Origin of the sequence: Pseudomonas koreensis (genome assembly GCF_025447595.1) — a bacterium.
Lineage (GTDB): Bacteria > Pseudomonadota > Gammaproteobacteria > Pseudomonadales > Pseudomonadaceae > Aquipseudomonas > Aquipseudomonas koreensis_H.
Window position 1 is genome coordinate 81,147 of sequence record NZ_JAOEJU010000011.1, and the last position, 14,339, is coordinate 95,485.

A 14,339-nucleotide genomic window follows, 5' to 3' on the forward strand; every position below is an offset into this window, starting at 1 on the left:
CTTCAGACGGCGGTTGTGGGGGCTTTGGCGCGGGTCACCCGGTCCACCAGATACACCAGACCGTGGTAGTCGATTCCGCCGTGTTGCGTCAGACCGATCTCACAGGTACGGCTGGTGGAAATCCCCTCGCTGCATTGTTGCACCGCATCCTTGAGCGTTCGCAGTGAGTGGCTGTTGAGCTCCGGCGTGGTGAAACCCTTGTCACCAGCGAAACCGCAGCAGTGAATGCCTTCCGGGATCACCACGTTCTTGCTGCATTTGCGCGCCAGGTCGATCAGCGCCTGGCTTTCCCCCAGATGCTGAGTGCTGCAGGTCACGTGAACGGCAATCGGTGCTTCCTGCGGCGTGAACTCGAGACGATCCATCAGATGCGTACGGATGAATCGCACAGGGTCATACAGATCAAGGCGAATATTTCCCACATCCTGCACCAGCCGCAGCGTGCAAGGGCTGGTGTCGCAATAGATCGGATCAAGCCCGCCGCGACTGGCCTGAAGCAATGCGCCGATCAGTTCCTGACGCTTGTGCTCGGCCTGTTCGGCATAGCCCTTGGACGCGAAAGGCTGACCGCAGCAGAGGTTGTCCAGATTGTCCGGGAACACCACCTGATAACCGGCCTTTTCCAGCAGACTGCGGGTTTTGTCGTACAGCGACATCTGCTCCTTGTCGCCCGCCGCCGGCCCCATAACACGCGAGACGCAGGCCGCCAGATACACGACGCGCGGGCGTTCGTCCGACACCGCCGGACTGAAGCGAATGGCTTTTTCCGGCTGCGGCATCGCGTTGGTCCACAGCGGCACCTGACCTTTGGACAGCCGCGTAAGGGTGGCCGAAAGCTTCGCCAGGCGCGGTGTCCCCAACAACATCCGCGCACCGTTGGCCACGTGCAGGGTGAAACGCGCACCTTGCAGGGTGGTGGCGAAATTTCCTTCGATCAAGTTGGCGGTTTTCGTATGCGTGGCGTGACGGCCGCGAAGCTTTTTCACCAGCTCGCCGGTGTTGATGCCTACAGGGCAGCGTTGCGCACACAAACCGGTCGCGGCGCAGGTATCGATGCCTTGGTACTCGTAGGCTTTTTCCAGTTCGGTGGTGTCGATTCCGGCGCGCTTTCGCGCCTGAATGTCACGCCAGATCACGATGCGCTGGCGCGGGCTCAGGGTCAGACCTTTCGAAGGGCAGACCGGCTCGCAGAAACCGCACTCGATGCATTTATCCACAATCTCGTCAGCCGCCGGCAGCGGTTTCAGGTGCTTGAGGTGGATCTGCGGATCTTCGCTGAGCACCACGTCCGGATTGAGAATGCCGTTGGGGTCGAGCAGGCGTTTGAGCTGCCACATCAACTGATAGGCGTCGCTGCCCCATTCCAGTTCGACGAAGGGCGCCATGTTGCGTCCGGTGCCGTGTTCCGCCTTCAGCGAACCGCCGAACTCCACGGCCACCAGTTGCGCCACGTCGTCCATGAACGCCTGATAGCGTGCGACTTCTTCCGGGCTGTTGAAGCCTTGGGTGAAGACGAAGTGCAGATTACCTTCCAGTGCGTGTCCGAAAAGGATCGCTTCGTCGTAGTGATGTTTGTCGAACAGCTCGATCAGGCGGTTCACGCCGATCGCCAGTTGTTCCACCGGGAAGGTCACGTCTTCGATGATCACCGTGGTGCCGGTCTTGCGCACGGCGCCGACGGCGGGGAAGGTGTCTTTGCGGATCGCCCAGAGGCGGGCGTTTTCGACCGGGTCTTCGGTGAAGTCGACCTGTTTTTCCACCGGAAAGGCGCTGAGCGACGCCATGATCTGCGCCAGTTGTTCCTGCAGCAAAGTGGAAGAGGCGGCGCGGGATTCGATCAAGAGCGCGCAGGCATTGTTCGACAGCTGCTGTACGAAATCCGGCATGCCGGGTTTGTCCTGCACTGAGCGCAGGCTGCGGCGGTCTAGCAGTTCCACGGCGGACACCGGTTGGCTTTTCAGCACGGTGACGGCGTTGCAGCAGGTCTCGACGTCAGGGAATACGATCAGCGCCGAGGCCTTGTTCGGGTGGTCGATCACCGTGTCGTAAGTCACCGCGCTGATGAAGCCGAGGGTGCCTTCGGAACCGACGAGCAAGTGGCTCAAGATATCCACAGGCTCATCGAAATCCACCAGGGCGTTGAGCGACAGGCCGGTGGTATTTTTCAGACGATATTTGTGGCGAATTCGCGCGGCGAGTTCGGCATTGGCGCGGGTCTCGCGGCCCAAAGTCGCCAGGCGTTCCAGCAATTCACCGTGGCTGACTCGAAACGCCGCGACGCTGGCGGCATCTTCGGTATCGAGGCGTGTGCCGTCGGCCAGCACCAGACGAATCCCGGCCAGCGTGTGATAGGTGTTTTGCGCGGTGCCGCAGCACATGCCGCTGGCGTTGTTGGCGACGATGCCGCCGATCTTGCAGGCGTTGATCGAGGCCGGATCCGGGCCAATCTTGCGCCCGAATGGCGCGAGCCATGCGTTAGCCTGGGCACCGATCACGCCCGGTTGCAGGCGGATTTGCGTACCTTGCCCTCGAATTTCACGGGCGTTCCAGTTATCCCCCAGCACGATCAGCACCGAATCGCTGATCGCCTGACCGGACAGGCTGGTGCCGGCGGCGCGGAAGGTCACCGGGACCTGATCACGCTGGGCCAGTTTCAGCAGTGCCACCACTTCATCTTCGGATTCGACGCGGATCACCAGTTGCGGAATCAACCGGTAGAAGCTGGCGTCGGTGCCGAAGGCCAGGGTCGACAGCGGATCGTCGAAACGGCGTTCGGCAGGAATCAGTTGCTGCGCATCGCGCAGGAAAGTCGCCGGTAAGGTCATTGGTCCTCCAGGATCAACACCACCAGGTCTTTCGGGCCGTGGGCGCCGTAGGCCAGGACTTGTTCGATGTCGGCGGTTTTCGACGGGCCGGACACCAGCAATGCATTAGTCGGCATGCCTTGTGCCCACTCGAACTCCTGCTGCACCTGATAGAAGTTGTCGCGGATCTGGCTGGCCTTGAGCAGGGCGAAATGCACCGGCGGTACCAGGCTCATCAGCCGTGGTTCTTCGCGGGTCGGCCACAGAATCAGGCTGCCGGTGGCGGCAATGGCGCCGAGGGTGCCGGTGAGGCTGGCCGGGGTGTCGTTGAACAACTCGGCTTTCCATTCCTCCATCGGCCGATCGTAGGACTTCAGCGCCGGCAGATCAGGATTGTTCGCCCAGTGTTGTGTGATGCGCTGCCCGTGAGGCGTAGTCGGTGCGATCAACAGGCTTGGCAACTGACGGTCGCGCAGTAATTGCGCCAGCAGCGCCGGCCACGCTTCAGCGGAAGTCAGGTGGATTTCGGTGTGCACCGCTTCCATCAGTTTGCGCAGTTGCGGGATGCGTTGTTCGGCGCTGTAGGTGTAAGGCTGGGTCACCAGATCGACGTCGAAGTTGTCGGCAATCGGTGTGGTGCCGGTCAGGCTTTTCCTTAACTTGCCGAGGATGTTTTGCTTGGCGCTCATCAACGGTCTCCTTGTTTGGCCAGGTGTTCGCGAGCCATGTCATGCAATGAGCGGGCGGCGGGTTTCGGCGCGCTGTGATTCTGCGTCCAGGGGCCGACATTGTTCGGCGCCAATGCGCGCAGGCGTGTGGCGAAAAACGCAAACAGCCGATACAGAGTCGGCGAGCTGTTGAGCTTCGCCCAGGCGTTCCAGATGAAGCGTTCCTTTCGCGAATACTTGCTGCCCTGGCCGCGCATCACTTGATGAGGACTGTCGGGGGCTTTGACGTTCTCTTCGCGTAGGCGGCGCAGCAGTGCGGGAATAGGAATTTTTACCGGACACACTTCACCGCAGGCGCCGCACAACGAAGACGCACTCGGGTGATCCGGGACTTTCGCCAGACCGACCATGTGCGGGGTGATGATTTTGCCGATCGGCCCGGGGTAAACCTCGCCATAGGTATGACCGCCGACGCGGGTATAGACCGGGCAATGATTCATGCACGCACCGCAGCGGATGCAGTTCAATGTCTGACGCAGTTCGCTGTCGGCAAACGCCTGGCTGCGACCGTTGTCGAGTAACACCAGATGCACTTCCTGCGGGCCGTCGAGTTCATGTTCCTTGCGGGGGCCGGAGATCATGTTGACGTAGGTGGTGATCGGAATGCCCAGCGCCGAGCGGGTCAGCAATGACAGCAGCGGCACCACGTCGCGCAGGTTTTCCACGACCTTTTCGATGCCGGTGACGGCGATGTGCACCGGCGGCACGGTGGTGGTCATGCGGCCGTTGCCTTCGTTTTCCACCAGCAGCAGGGTGCCGGTTTCGGCCACGGCGAAGTTGACGCCGGAGACGCCGATGTCCGCTTCGAAGAATTTCTGCCGCAGGACCCTGCGACCGATCTGAATGAGTTGGTCAACGTCCTTGGTGTATTCCACGCCAAGTTTGTCGTGGAACAAGGACGCGACCTGACCGGCATTCTTGTGGATTGCCGGCATGATTATGTGTGAAGGCTTCTCGTGGTCGAGCTGGACGATGTACTCCCCCATGTCGGACTCCAGACATTCAATGTCCCGAGCCTCGAGGAAATGGTTCATCTCCATCTCTTCGCTGACCATCGATTTGCCCTTGATCACTTGCCGTGCCTCGTGAGCGCGGATGATCGAAAGGACGATGCCATTGGCCTCGTCCACCGTTTCCGCCCAGTGCACTGTCACACCGTTGCGGGTCAGGTTCTGTTCCAGTTGCTCGAGCAGGTCGGGCAACTTGGAGAGCGCGCGGGCACGGATCGCATTGCCCAGTTCGCGCAGATGTTCTCTTTCGTGGGCATCGCTGAAAGCCGCTGCCCGCTTGGTCATCAGTGAATCCATCGCGGTGCGGAAGTTGTTCCGTAACTGCGAATCGCCCAGGGCATTGTGTGCCCGGGTGCGGAAATCTTCTTCTACGGCAACCGTAGGAATAATCGTGGAGGTGCTCATCGCGCACCTCCGGTTCGTTGCCAGAGGAAGCTCGCCAGGTGTTGCCCGCGCAGCGCTTCCTTCTGTTTTTCCAGCGAGCCGTTGATGTTCATCAAGCAGCCGCAGTCGGCACCGAGTACCTGATGTGCGCCGGATTCCTTCAACGCCCGGGTCTTGTCAGCCACCATCGCGCCGGAAATGTCTGGCATACGGACGCTGAATGTCCCACCGAAGCCACAGCATTCGCTTTCATGGTCGTGGTTGACCCGTTCCACGTTGCTCAACTGCGCCAACAACTCGCGGCCGTGCAGGTGGGTGTTCATTTCCCGTCGCGCCGAACACGAGGTGTGCAGCGCCACTTTCACCGGCTCGCCGCTGTCCTTGAGTTGCACCTTGCAGACGAACAACAGAAACTCGGCCAATTCATAGGTGCGGGCCGCGAGGGCCTGAACCTGTTTCAACGTTTCCGGCTCGTCCTTGAACAAGTCGGCGTAATGCTCGCGGATCATCCCGGCGCAGGAACCCGACGGCACCACCACCGGATAGTCCCCGGCAAACAGCGCCAGTTGCGAGCGCGCTACCGTCCGTGCCTGCTCGGTGTAACCCGAGGTGTAGGCCGGTTGTCCGCAGCAGCTCTGCCCTTGCGGGTAGTCGACCCGGATGCCTTCGCGTTCCAGCAAGTGGATCGCGTCCATCCCGGCTTCCGGGTAGAACAGGTCGACCACGCACGTGCCGAACAGGTAGACCCGCGACGGTTTCTCGCCGGGGTATTGCCGGGGTTCGGGCAGTGGCGGTGCGACGCGAGTGGCGTTGGGCACAGCGTTGTAAAAAAGCTCGCTCATCAGGCGTGTCTCCGGGTGGGCCCGGTTATCCGTCTGTTGAGGCTGCCGAATATAGAGCGCGTTGCTTTCAGCAGCCTTACAGACCGGGTTGTGAATTGCTGACGCCGGAATCACGAACCGGCGTCGGTTATTTCCATGTCGCTTGTAGTCTTAATGCACCAGCATGCCGGTGAACCAGTAGGCCTGAGCCAAAGTGATCAGGCCGACGATCGTGGCAAAGAATAGGCTGTGCTTGAGAGTGAAGCGGAACAGATCGGATTCCTTGCCCACCAGACCGGTCGCGGCGCAGGCCACGGCGATCGATTGCGGGGAGATCATCTTGCCGGTCACGCCGCCGCTGGTATTGGCCGCCACCAACAGGGTGTCGTTGACCCCGATCTGGTGCGCGGTGGTCGCTTGCAGCGAACTGAACAGGGCGTTGGACGAGGTATCGGAACCGGTCAGGAACACGCCGAGCCAGCCGAGGAACGGCGAGAAGAACGGGAATGCCGCGCCGGTTGCTGCCAGTACCAGAGCCATGGTCGAGGACATGCCGGAATAGTTGGTGACGAAGGCAAACGCCAGCACCATGCCGATCGACAGGATCGGCCAGCGCAGTTCGTAGAAGGTCTCTTTCAAAGTGGTCAGACCAGTTTTGAAGTTGATCTTCAGCACCAGCATCGAGATCAGCGCGGAAAAGAAAATCGCCGTGCCGGTCGCGGAAATCGGATCGAGTTTGAACACGGCCGGGATCGCGGTCGGGGCGGCCACGATCGGCGCGGTCTTGATTACCAGTTGATCCAGGTGCGGAATCGCGAAGTTGAACACCCAGGCGTACATCGAACCGCCGGCGGCGAACATGGCTTTGAAAGGCTTGAGGGTCCAGATGGTCACCAGCACGGTGAGGATCAGGAACGGCGACCACGCCTTGAAAATTTCCCCGAGGCTGTAAGGCGAAGCGACGGTGGTGCGCTTCTGGCCGAAACCGCCGACGCTTGCAGTCACCACCGAAGCGGAAACGGCCCCGGCAATGTGCTGGCCGGCGGCACGTTTCGGCTGCCAGACCTTCAGGAACAGGGTCAGCGAAATCAGGCTGGCCAGGGCCGACGTGATGTCCGGCAGTTCCGGGCCGATGAAGTTCGAAGTGAAGTATTGGGTCACGGCGAAGCTCAAGCCGGCGACCAGCGCTGCGGGCCATGTTTCACGTACACCGCGCAGACCGTCCATCATGAACACCAGCCAGAACGGCACGAACAGCGACAGCAGCGGCAGCTGGCGGCCGGTCATGGCGCCGATCTTGAACGCGTCGATGCCGGTGACTTGCCCGGCCACGATGATCGGAATCCCCAGTGCGCCGAACGCCACCGGTGCGGTGTTGGCAATCAGGCACAGGCCGGCGGCGTACAGCGGGTTGAAGCCCAGGCCCACCAGCAGTGCAGCGGTAATCGCCACTGGCGCACCGAAACCGGCGGCACCTTCGAGGAATGCACCGAAGCAGAAACCGATCAGCAGCACCTGCAGACGCTGGTCATCGGTGATCGACAGCACCGAGCTGCGGATGACCTCGAACTGACCGCTCTTGACCGTCAGTTTGTACAGGAACACCGCCGCCACAATGATCCAGGCAATCGGCCACAGACCATAGGCGAAGCCATATCCGGCAGCGGCGAATGCCATGTCGACCGGCATCTGGAACGCGAAGATCGCCACTGCGATGGCCAGGGCGAGCGTGATGCTGCCGGCTACATGACCTTTGAGGCGGAACACCGCCAGAGCGAGGAAGAAGAAAACGATGGGGATGACGGCCGCGAGTGCGGACACGCCGAGACTGCCGAGCGGGCTATAGAGCTGTTGCCAGGTTTGCATATGGGGTGGCCCCTAATTGTTGTTGGTCAGGCACTGTCAGCGTTCTTGGTTAATTGGTAAGACCAATTTACAATCGCTGTTGGCTAGGGTAAAAGCCTTGATATCGGTGTGTCAATTTGCCGCCCTAAAACTTTTGTCGAACAACCGGACGGCGAGTCGGATTGCACCGGTTGAATTGGCGTCATCTGGCAGGTGTCGCCGCAGCGTCGATAGGCCAGAATAGAGAGCCCGGCGAGCGGTCGGGATGGTGGAGAGTTGAGTGATGGGGTTTGATCAGATACGTCAGCGCCGTTTGTCTGACGACATTGTCGAGCGACTGGAAGGGATGATTCTCGAGGGCACGCTGAAGTCCGGCGAACGTCTGCCGGCCGAGCGAGTGCTGGCGGAACAGTTCGGCGTTTCCCGGCCATCGTTGCGCGAGGCGATTCAGAAGCTGGCGGCCAAGGGTTTGCTGGTCAGCAAGCAGGGCGGTGGCAACTATGTCGTGGAAAGCCTCGGTTCGACGTTCAGCGATCCGCTGCTGCAATTGCTGGAAAGCAATCCCGAGGCGCAGCGTGATCTACTGGAATTTCGCCACACGCTGGAGGCATCGTGTGCCTATTACGCAGCATTGCGCGCCACTGATGTGGACCGCGAGCGGCTGACGGCTGCGTTTGAAGAGTTACAGGACTGCTATTCGCGTCACGACGAAGTGAGCCGGGCGGAAGAGGGCGCGGCGGATGCGAAATTCCACCTGGCGATTGCCGAAGCCAGTCATAACGCGGTGTTGCTGCACACCATTCGCGGGCTGTTCGATCTGCTCAAGCGCAACGTTGTGACCAATATCGGCGGCATGTACAAACAGCGCACGGAAACCCGCGACATGCTGATCACACAGCATCGGGAATTGTATCTGGCAATTATCGAAGGGCGCGCAGAACAGGCGCGTGAGGTTTCCAGCCGACACATTCTGTATGTGCAGGAAGTGCTGGAAGAGGTGCGTCAGGAAGTGCAGCGCATGGCTCGCGCCGAGCGACGCAAAGGGATGTAGGCATGACCGTTCCCGTGCCGGGCGCGGGAGCGGTCATCAGGGCAGAAGAATCAGTCTTCCTTGCCCTTGTTGCGCACCGCACGCTGCAACTCGCGACCGGCGTCGCGTTCGCGTTCGGTATCACGCTTGTCGTATTCCTTCTTGCCCTTGCCCAGTGCGATCTCGCACTTGACCATGTGCTTGCTCCAGTACCAGGAGAGGCACACGCAGGCGTAACCCTTTTGCTGCACGGCGGCGGCGAGCTTGTCCAGCTCGCGGCGGTTGAGCAGCAACTTGCGGGTACGCACCGGGTCGGCAATGACGTGGGTGCTGGCGGTCATCAGAGGCGTGATGTGGCTGCCGAGCAACCAGGCTTCGCCATCCTTGAGCAACACGTAACTGTCGACCAGTTGCAGTTTGCTTGCCCGCAGACTTTTTACTTCCCAGCCGGCCAGGACCAGACCAGCCTCGAACTTGTGCTCGATGAAGTAATCGTGTCGCGCCTTTTTGTTTTGCGCGATGGTCCCTGTTGGGTGTTTCTTCTGTTTAGCCATAGGGGCGGCATTATATGGAGATAAACGGCTGTCGGCTACGGTGATGCTGCGTGCTTGAGCAGGTTGAGTGAATCCCGGACAATGCGGCCTCTTTTTCTAACGCTTGGGCGTGATAAACGATGTCGACAGACAAGGTTTCTGTCCACGGCAGTTGGGCTAGCCGCTGGGTTTTCATATTCGCCGCGACCGGTTCGGCCGTGGGATTGGGCAGCATCTGGAAATTCCCCTACATGGTCGGGGTCTACGGTGGCGGCGCCTTCGTGCTGATGTTTCTGGCGTGTATCGCGCTGATCGGCATCCCGGTGATGCTCGCTGAAACCCTGATCGGTCGGCGTGCCCGTCAGAGTCCGGCGAATGCCTTGAAGGTGCTGGCGCTGGAAGCCGGGCATTCGGGCAAATGGTCGTGGGGCGCTTTCGCCGGGATGATCACGGCGTTGCTGATTCTGTCTTTCTACAGTGTGGTCGGCGGCTGGTCGCTGGATTACATCATTGATATGGGACGCGGAGACTTCCAGGGCGCGACGGCCGATCAGGTCGGGGCGTACTTCGGCAATGTCATCGCCGACCCGTGGCGCATCACGCTGTGGCACACGGTTTTCATGCTGTTGTCGGCTGTAGTGATCGCCAAAGGCGTGGTCGCCGGGCTTGAGCGCAGTTTGCGTATCATGATGCCGCTGCTGTTCGTGATGGTGCTGGTGTTGCTGGGTTACAGCATGACCACCGGGCATTTCATGGAGGGCGTGCATTTCATGTTCGACTTCCACCCGGAGAAAGTCCTCGACGGCTTGCTGCCGGCCATGGGCCACGCGTTCTTCTCCCTGAGTGTGGGCGTGGGCTCGATCATGATCTACGGCGCCTACATGACCAAGGAAGCCTCGCTGTCCGGCACGGTCGTGGGTGTGGCGCTGCTTGATACCTTCGTTTCGCTGGTGGCCGGTCTGGCCTTGTTTCCGATTGTGTTCGCCGGTGGTTTGAACCCGAGCGAAGGCCCGGGGCTGATGTTCGTCAGCCTGCCATTTGCTTTCGGTAACGTGCTTTTCGGCCAGTTGATGGGCGTGGTGTTTTTCGTTCTGGTGGCGATTGCCGCCTGGAGCTCGGCGATTTCCCTGCTGGAGCCGATGGTCGCCTATCTGGTCGAGCGGACTAAAATCAGTCGTGCCTGGGTGACATTCTGGTTGGCGTTCACCTGCTGGTTCGTCGGCCTGGGCACGGTGTTCTCCTTCAATATCTGGAAGGAAGCCAAATTTTTCGTGAACGATGGCGGGGTGTTCCATCTCTACCAATGGGGGGCGGCCGGTGGCCTGGACTTCTTTGGTGTGATCGACTTCTTCACCTCGCGGATCATGTTGCCGCTCGGCGGGCTGTGCTTCGTGCTGTTTGCCGGTTGGGTGATGGGGCGTGAAGCGGTGCGTGACGAATTGTCGATTCGCAGTCCGGCGCTGTTCGCCCTGTCTCTGTTCTTGATGCGCTATGTGGCGCCCATCGGCATTCTTGTAGTGTTTGCCGCCCAGCTCTGGAAGTGACGCTTACATGACGACACATATTCAACGATCGGCGCTGCTGCCTTACCCGGCGCAATTTCTCTACGACCTGGTCAATGACGTGGCGCGTTACCCGGAGTTTTTGCCGTGGTGTTCGTCTGCTGAAGTCCTGGAAAGCTCGCCCGAGCATATGCGCGCCAGTGTCGGCGTGGCCAAGGGCGGCCTCAGTCAGCACTTCGTGACGCGCAATACGCTGGTGCCGGGGCAGTCGATCGAGATGAATCTCGAAGAAGGCCCGTTCAATCAGTTGCACGGTGTTTGGGTGTTCAAGGCGCTGAACGAGAAAGCCTGCAAGATCAGTCTGGATCTGTCCTTCGACTACGCCGGCCCGCTGGTCCGCGCGACGCTTGGCCCTTTGTTCAATCAGGCGGCCAATACGCTGGTGGATGCGTTCTGCCAGCGCGCCAAGCAGATGCATGGTTGAGCCGGTGGTCGAAATCGAAGTGGTGTATGCCGCCGTTGATCGTCAGGTTTTGCGTGTAATCAGCGTCGCTGAGGGGACGACGGTGCGTGCGGCGCTGATGGCGTCCGGGATTGATGCTGAATTTCCGGAGCTGGATCTGAAGAGCTGTCCCTTGGGGATCTTCGGCAAAGTGATCACTGATCCGGATGTTCGACGGGTTCAGGAAGGTGATCGCATCGAGATCTATCGGCCACTGTTGGCTGATCCGAAAGAAGTGCGCCGTCTGCGTGCCGCCAAGGCTGCCGAAGCCAAGGCGCGAAACCAGTAGGCTGGCCAAACGGCAGGCAATAAAAAACCCGGTATTTCCGGGTTTTTTATTGCGTCGCAAATTATTGCGGCGAGGTGTCCAGCGGTTCTGGCGTTGGAACCGGAACGGTTTCCACACCATCGACGTCCTTTTGGATCTGATCCAGCAAGGAGCCAGGCTTGACCGGTTTTTCCGGTTTAGGCTGCTCGACGTTTTCGGCAGGAGCGGTCACGCTGGTGCCGCTGTCCTTACCGAGAATGGCTTCGTCACGGCTGACACCCGGCATGAAGTCACCGGACAGGCTGACAAGACGGTCATTCGAGTCGAAAATGACACTCATGCGTTCCTGCTGGCGTTCACCGCCACCAGGTTGCAGGCTGTACAGATAATCCCAGCGGTTGGCATGGAACGTGTCGGCAAGCAGAGGGTTGCCCATGATAAACCGTACTTGCGGCCGGGTCATTCCCGGGCGTAACTGGTCTATCATGTCCTGCGTGACGACATTGCCCTGCTGGATGTCGATTTTGTAAACCCCGGGGAATGAACAACCGGCGAGTGCGAGCAGTCCCACAAAGGTGAAACTGGTTAGCAAGAGCTTGGTGTTTTGCATCGGTGGGCGACTTCCACTATCTTGGCTGGGACAACGTAAACGCCGATCATACCCGCATTAAGAGAAGCTGCGAAGCAGCATCGCGAGAAAGCTGACCATGGTTGAAAATAGCGAACTACGCAAAGCCGGCCTCAAAGTGACCCTGCCACGGGTCAAGATCCTGCAAATGCTCGACTCTACAGAGCAGCGTCACATGAGTGCCGAGGACGTCTACAAGGCGTTGATGGAAGCTGGCGAGGACGTCGGTCTGGCCACGGTTTACCGTGTTCTGACCCAGTTCGAAGCGGCTGGCCTCGTGGTCCGTCACAACTTCGACGGCGGCCACGCGGTATTCGAATTGGCCGACGGTGGCCACCACGACCATATGGTCAACGTGGAATCCGGTGAGGTCATCGAATTCGTCAGCACCGAAATCGAAAAACTCCAGAAGGCAATCGCCGAGGAGCACGGTGTCGAGTTGGTGGATCACAACCTGGTGCTGTACGTACGCAAGAAAAAATAAGCATGTCGCGCGAATTTCAGGTTCGCGAAACGAGCGAAGGCGACCCAAGGGTCGCCTTCGTGCTTTCTGTCGTACTTAAACCTTTGCGGTCACGACCATCTTTTTCGCGTGCGCCAAAGACTCTTTGGTCAGGTCAATGCCACCAAGCATCCTCGCGACTTCTTCTATACGGTCATTCTTGCTCAGCTTCGAAACGGCTGTGTGAGTGGCCTGTTCACCGCGCACCTTGTGCACGAACAGATGTTGATGCCCCTGAGCCGCGACCTGCGGCAAATGCGTGACCGTCAGTACCTGTCCGCGATCCCCGAGGCGACGCAACAACTGGCCGACGATTTCGGCCGTCGGACCGCCAATCCCCACGTCCACTTCGTCGAACACCAGCGTCGGTACGCGAGAGGTCTGGGCGGTGATCACCTGGATGGCCAGGCTGATCCGTGACAGCTCACCGCCGGACGCCACTTTGGCCAGGGCCTTCAAGGGTTGGCCCGGGTTGGCGCTGACCAGCAGCTCGACTTGCTCCAGTCCGTTGGGCTGCAGTTCGCTGCTGTTGTTGGCGCGCAATTCGATGGTGAAGCGACCGCCGGGCATACCCAGTCGCTGAATCTCCTGCTCCACCGCGCTTGCCAGGCTGCCGGCCGCCTGATGACGCAGCTCGCTCAGTTCCCGGGCCTTTTCCTGATAGTGGCGGGCATAGGATGCGAGTTCTTCGGCAAGACGTTCGATGGATTCATCGTTGGCGTCCAAGGCTTCGATTTCGTCGAGCAGCTTCTGCTGCATCTCTGCCACTTCCGTCGGCTGAATGCGGTGCTTGCGTGCCAGCGTGTAAATAGAGTCCAGACGTTCTTCCAGGTATTGCAGGCGCGCCGGATCGGCGTCGAAGTTGTCGAGAAAACGATTGAGTTCGCCGACAGCCTCTTCGACCTGGATCTGCGCACTGGTCAGCAGGCTGCTCGCCTCACCCAGTGCGCCGACCGAGTTGTTCACGCTCGACAGCCGATTGAGGCTGGCCGTCAGGGCATTCAGTACGTTGCCGGAATCGCTTTCGCTGCATTGCTCGACTACTTGCCGGCAAATGCCGAGCAGGGTTTCGGCATTGGTCAGGTTCTTGTGTTCCTGCTCCAGTTCTTCCAGCTCGTTTTCGCCGAGGCCGAGGTTTTCCAGTTCTTCGAGCTGGTAGCTGAGCAACTGATGGCGCGCGCGCTGTTCGTCGCCGGAGTTGGAAAGGCGTTCCAGCTCCTGACGGGTCTGACGCCAGCGCTGGGCGGCGAGGTGAACCTGGCGCGCCAGATCGGTAGCCCCGGCGTACTCGTCGAGCAGGCGTCGGTGGGTATCAGTCTTGAGCAGGGATTGGTGTTCGTGCTGGCTGTGGATATCGATCAGCAGCTCGCCGAGCGCCTTGAGGTCGCCAAGCGGGCAGGGCGTGCCATTTATATAGCCGCGTGAGCGACCTTCGGAAGTGATGACCCGGCGCAGGATGCACGGCCCGTCGATTTCCAGGTCGCGTTCCGCCAGCCAGGCACTGGCTTCGGGGATGTCGGCCAGATCGAAGGTCGCCAGGATATCGGCCTTGTCGGCGCCTGGTCGAACCACGCCGCTGTCGGCGCGATCACCGAGCGTCAGGCCCAGGGCGTCGAGCATGATCGACTTGCCGGCGCCGGTTTCCCCGGTAATCACGCTCATGCCGCGATCAAGTTCGAGATCGAGATGTTCAACGATGGCGTAGTTGTGTACGGACAGGTGCACCAGCATAAAGGCCGCTCCCAGGCTTTAGGTCTGGTTATTTATACAGTGTTTTGTTTC

At 60.0% G+C, this 14,339-nt stretch carries 13 protein-coding genes; 5 read left to right on the top strand and 8 right to left on the bottom strand.

The genetic code is table 11. From position 1 onward, the window contains the following. Positions 1-2: 2 nt before the first annotated feature. The 5 genes from N8H71_RS15275 to N8H71_RS15295 form a co-directional block, all read right to left on the bottom strand. A complete protein-coding gene (locus N8H71_RS15275) occupies positions 3-2,825 on the bottom strand; it encodes an FAD-binding and (Fe-S)-binding domain-containing protein (RefSeq protein WP_262194638.1) in 2,823 nt (940 codons plus the stop codon). Further along, positions 2,822-3,493: a LutC/YkgG family protein gene (locus N8H71_RS15280; RefSeq protein ID WP_085746872.1), complete on the bottom strand. Its 672-nt coding sequence runs from the start codon at positions 3,491-3,493 to the stop codon at positions 2,822-2,824. Before N8H71_RS15280 ends, N8H71_RS15275 begins: the two co-directional genes overlap by 4 nt. Then, complete coding sequence (locus tag N8H71_RS15285; RefSeq protein ID WP_085711865.1) at positions 3,493-4,947, bottom strand: LutB/LldF family L-lactate oxidation iron-sulfur protein; 1,455 nt, start codon at positions 4,945-4,947, stop codon at positions 3,493-3,495. The genes N8H71_RS15280 and N8H71_RS15285 overlap by 1 nt, the downstream gene beginning before the upstream one ends. Next, positions 4,944-5,768 (bottom strand): (Fe-S)-binding protein, encoded by an 825-nt coding sequence (locus N8H71_RS15290; RefSeq protein ID WP_262194640.1) that lies wholly within the window; start codon positions 5,766-5,768, stop codon positions 4,944-4,946. The genes N8H71_RS15285 and N8H71_RS15290 overlap by 4 nt, the downstream gene beginning before the upstream one ends. Before the next feature lie 150 nt (positions 5,769-5,918). Further along, complete coding sequence (locus tag N8H71_RS15295; protein ID WP_007953783.1) at positions 5,919-7,613, bottom strand: lactate permease LctP family transporter; 1,695 nt, start codon at positions 7,611-7,613, stop codon at positions 5,919-5,921. 262 nt (positions 7,614-7,875) lie between these two features. Between N8H71_RS15295 and N8H71_RS15300 the strand changes: the two genes are divergently transcribed. Next, a complete protein-coding gene (locus N8H71_RS15300; protein WP_262194641.1) occupies positions 7,876-8,643 on the top strand; it encodes an FCD domain-containing protein in 768 nt (255 codons plus the stop codon). 50 nt (positions 8,644-8,693) lie between these two features. On the opposite strand, the gene smpB is transcribed toward N8H71_RS15300, so the two are convergent. After that, entirely contained in the window at positions 8,694-9,176 is a 483-nt protein-coding gene (gene smpB, locus N8H71_RS15305; RefSeq protein ID WP_007953781.1) for an SsrA-binding protein SmpB, read from the bottom strand. Between the two features lie 119 nt (positions 9,177-9,295). Here smpB and N8H71_RS15310 point away from each other — a divergent pair, with 119 nt between their 5' ends. The 3 genes from N8H71_RS15310 to N8H71_RS15320 are packed head-to-tail and all read left to right on the top strand — an operon-like array spanning position 9,296 to position 11,448. Continuing rightward, a complete protein-coding gene (locus tag N8H71_RS15310) occupies positions 9,296-10,699 on the top strand; it encodes a sodium-dependent transporter (protein ID WP_007953780.1) in 1,404 nt (467 codons plus the stop codon). Positions 10,700-10,706: 7 nt separating this feature from the next. Next, entirely contained in the window at positions 10,707-11,141 is a 435-nt protein-coding gene (locus N8H71_RS15315; protein WP_003221509.1) for a type II toxin-antitoxin system RatA family toxin, read from the top strand. Then, positions 11,134-11,448, top strand: a complete 315-nt coding sequence (locus N8H71_RS15320; RefSeq protein WP_262194643.1) for an RnfH family protein — start codon at positions 11,134-11,136, stop codon at positions 11,446-11,448. The genes N8H71_RS15315 and N8H71_RS15320 overlap by 8 nt, the downstream gene beginning before the upstream one ends. 61 nt (positions 11,449-11,509) lie before the next feature. Here the strand turns inward: N8H71_RS15320 and N8H71_RS15325 are convergent, their stop codons facing one another. Next, positions 11,510-12,037, bottom strand: coding sequence for an outer membrane protein assembly factor BamE (locus N8H71_RS15325; protein ID WP_230735353.1), 528 nt, complete (start codon positions 12,035-12,037; stop codon positions 11,510-11,512). Between the two features lie 97 nt (positions 12,038-12,134). On the opposite strand from N8H71_RS15325, the gene fur reads away from it, so the two are divergent. Then, positions 12,135-12,539 carry a ferric iron uptake transcriptional regulator gene (fur, locus tag N8H71_RS15330; protein ID WP_007953774.1) on the top strand — a complete coding sequence of 135 codons (405 nt, stop codon included), beginning with the start codon at positions 12,135-12,137 and terminating at the stop codon, positions 12,537-12,539. A gap of 75 nt (positions 12,540-12,614) precedes the next feature. Here the strand turns inward: fur and recN are convergent, their stop codons facing one another. Continuing rightward, positions 12,615-14,288, bottom strand: a complete 1,674-nt coding sequence (gene recN, locus N8H71_RS15335; protein WP_085608031.1) for a DNA repair protein RecN — start codon at positions 14,286-14,288, stop codon at positions 12,615-12,617. Between the last annotated feature and the right edge of the window lie 51 nt (positions 14,289-14,339).

What these genes read in the sequence shown, in the direction of transcription:
- N8H71_RS15275 (WP_262194638.1), bottom strand. Translation starts at nt 2,825, where the DNA reads ATGACCTTACCGGCGACTTTCCTGCGCGATGCGCAGCAACTGATTCCT.
- N8H71_RS15310 (WP_007953780.1), top strand. Translation starts at nt 9,296, where the DNA reads ATGTCGACAGACAAGGTTTCTGTCCACGGCAGTTGGGCTAGCCGCTGG.
- N8H71_RS15280 (WP_085746872.1), bottom strand. Translation starts at nt 3,493, where the DNA reads ATGAGCGCCAAGCAAAACATCCTCGGCAAGTTAAGGAAAAGCCTGACC.
- N8H71_RS15300 (WP_262194641.1), top strand. Translation starts at nt 7,876, where the DNA reads ATGGGGTTTGATCAGATACGTCAGCGCCGTTTGTCTGACGACATTGTC.
- smpB (WP_007953781.1), bottom strand. Translation starts at nt 9,176, where the DNA reads ATGGCTAAACAGAAGAAACACCCAACAGGGACCATCGCGCAAAACAAA.
- N8H71_RS15295 (WP_007953783.1), bottom strand. Translation starts at nt 7,613, where the DNA reads ATGCAAACCTGGCAACAGCTCTATAGCCCGCTCGGCAGTCTCGGCGTG.
- N8H71_RS15290 (WP_262194640.1), bottom strand. Translation starts at nt 5,768, where the DNA reads ATGAGCGAGCTTTTTTACAACGCTGTGCCCAACGCCACTCGCGTCGCA.
- N8H71_RS15320 (WP_262194643.1), top strand. Translation starts at nt 11,134, where the DNA reads ATGGTTGAGCCGGTGGTCGAAATCGAAGTGGTGTATGCCGCCGTTGAT.
- N8H71_RS15325 (WP_230735353.1), bottom strand. Translation starts at nt 12,037, where the DNA reads ATGCAAAACACCAAGCTCTTGCTAACCAGTTTCACCTTTGTGGGACTG.
- N8H71_RS15315 (WP_003221509.1), top strand. Translation starts at nt 10,707, where the DNA reads ATGACGACACATATTCAACGATCGGCGCTGCTGCCTTACCCGGCGCAA.
- fur (WP_007953774.1), top strand. Translation starts at nt 12,135, where the DNA reads ATGGTTGAAAATAGCGAACTACGCAAAGCCGGCCTCAAAGTGACCCTG.
- recN (WP_085608031.1), bottom strand. Translation starts at nt 14,288, where the DNA reads ATGCTGGTGCACCTGTCCGTACACAACTACGCCATCGTTGAACATCTC.
- N8H71_RS15285 (WP_085711865.1), bottom strand. Translation starts at nt 4,947, where the DNA reads ATGAGCACCTCCACGATTATTCCTACGGTTGCCGTAGAAGAAGATTTC.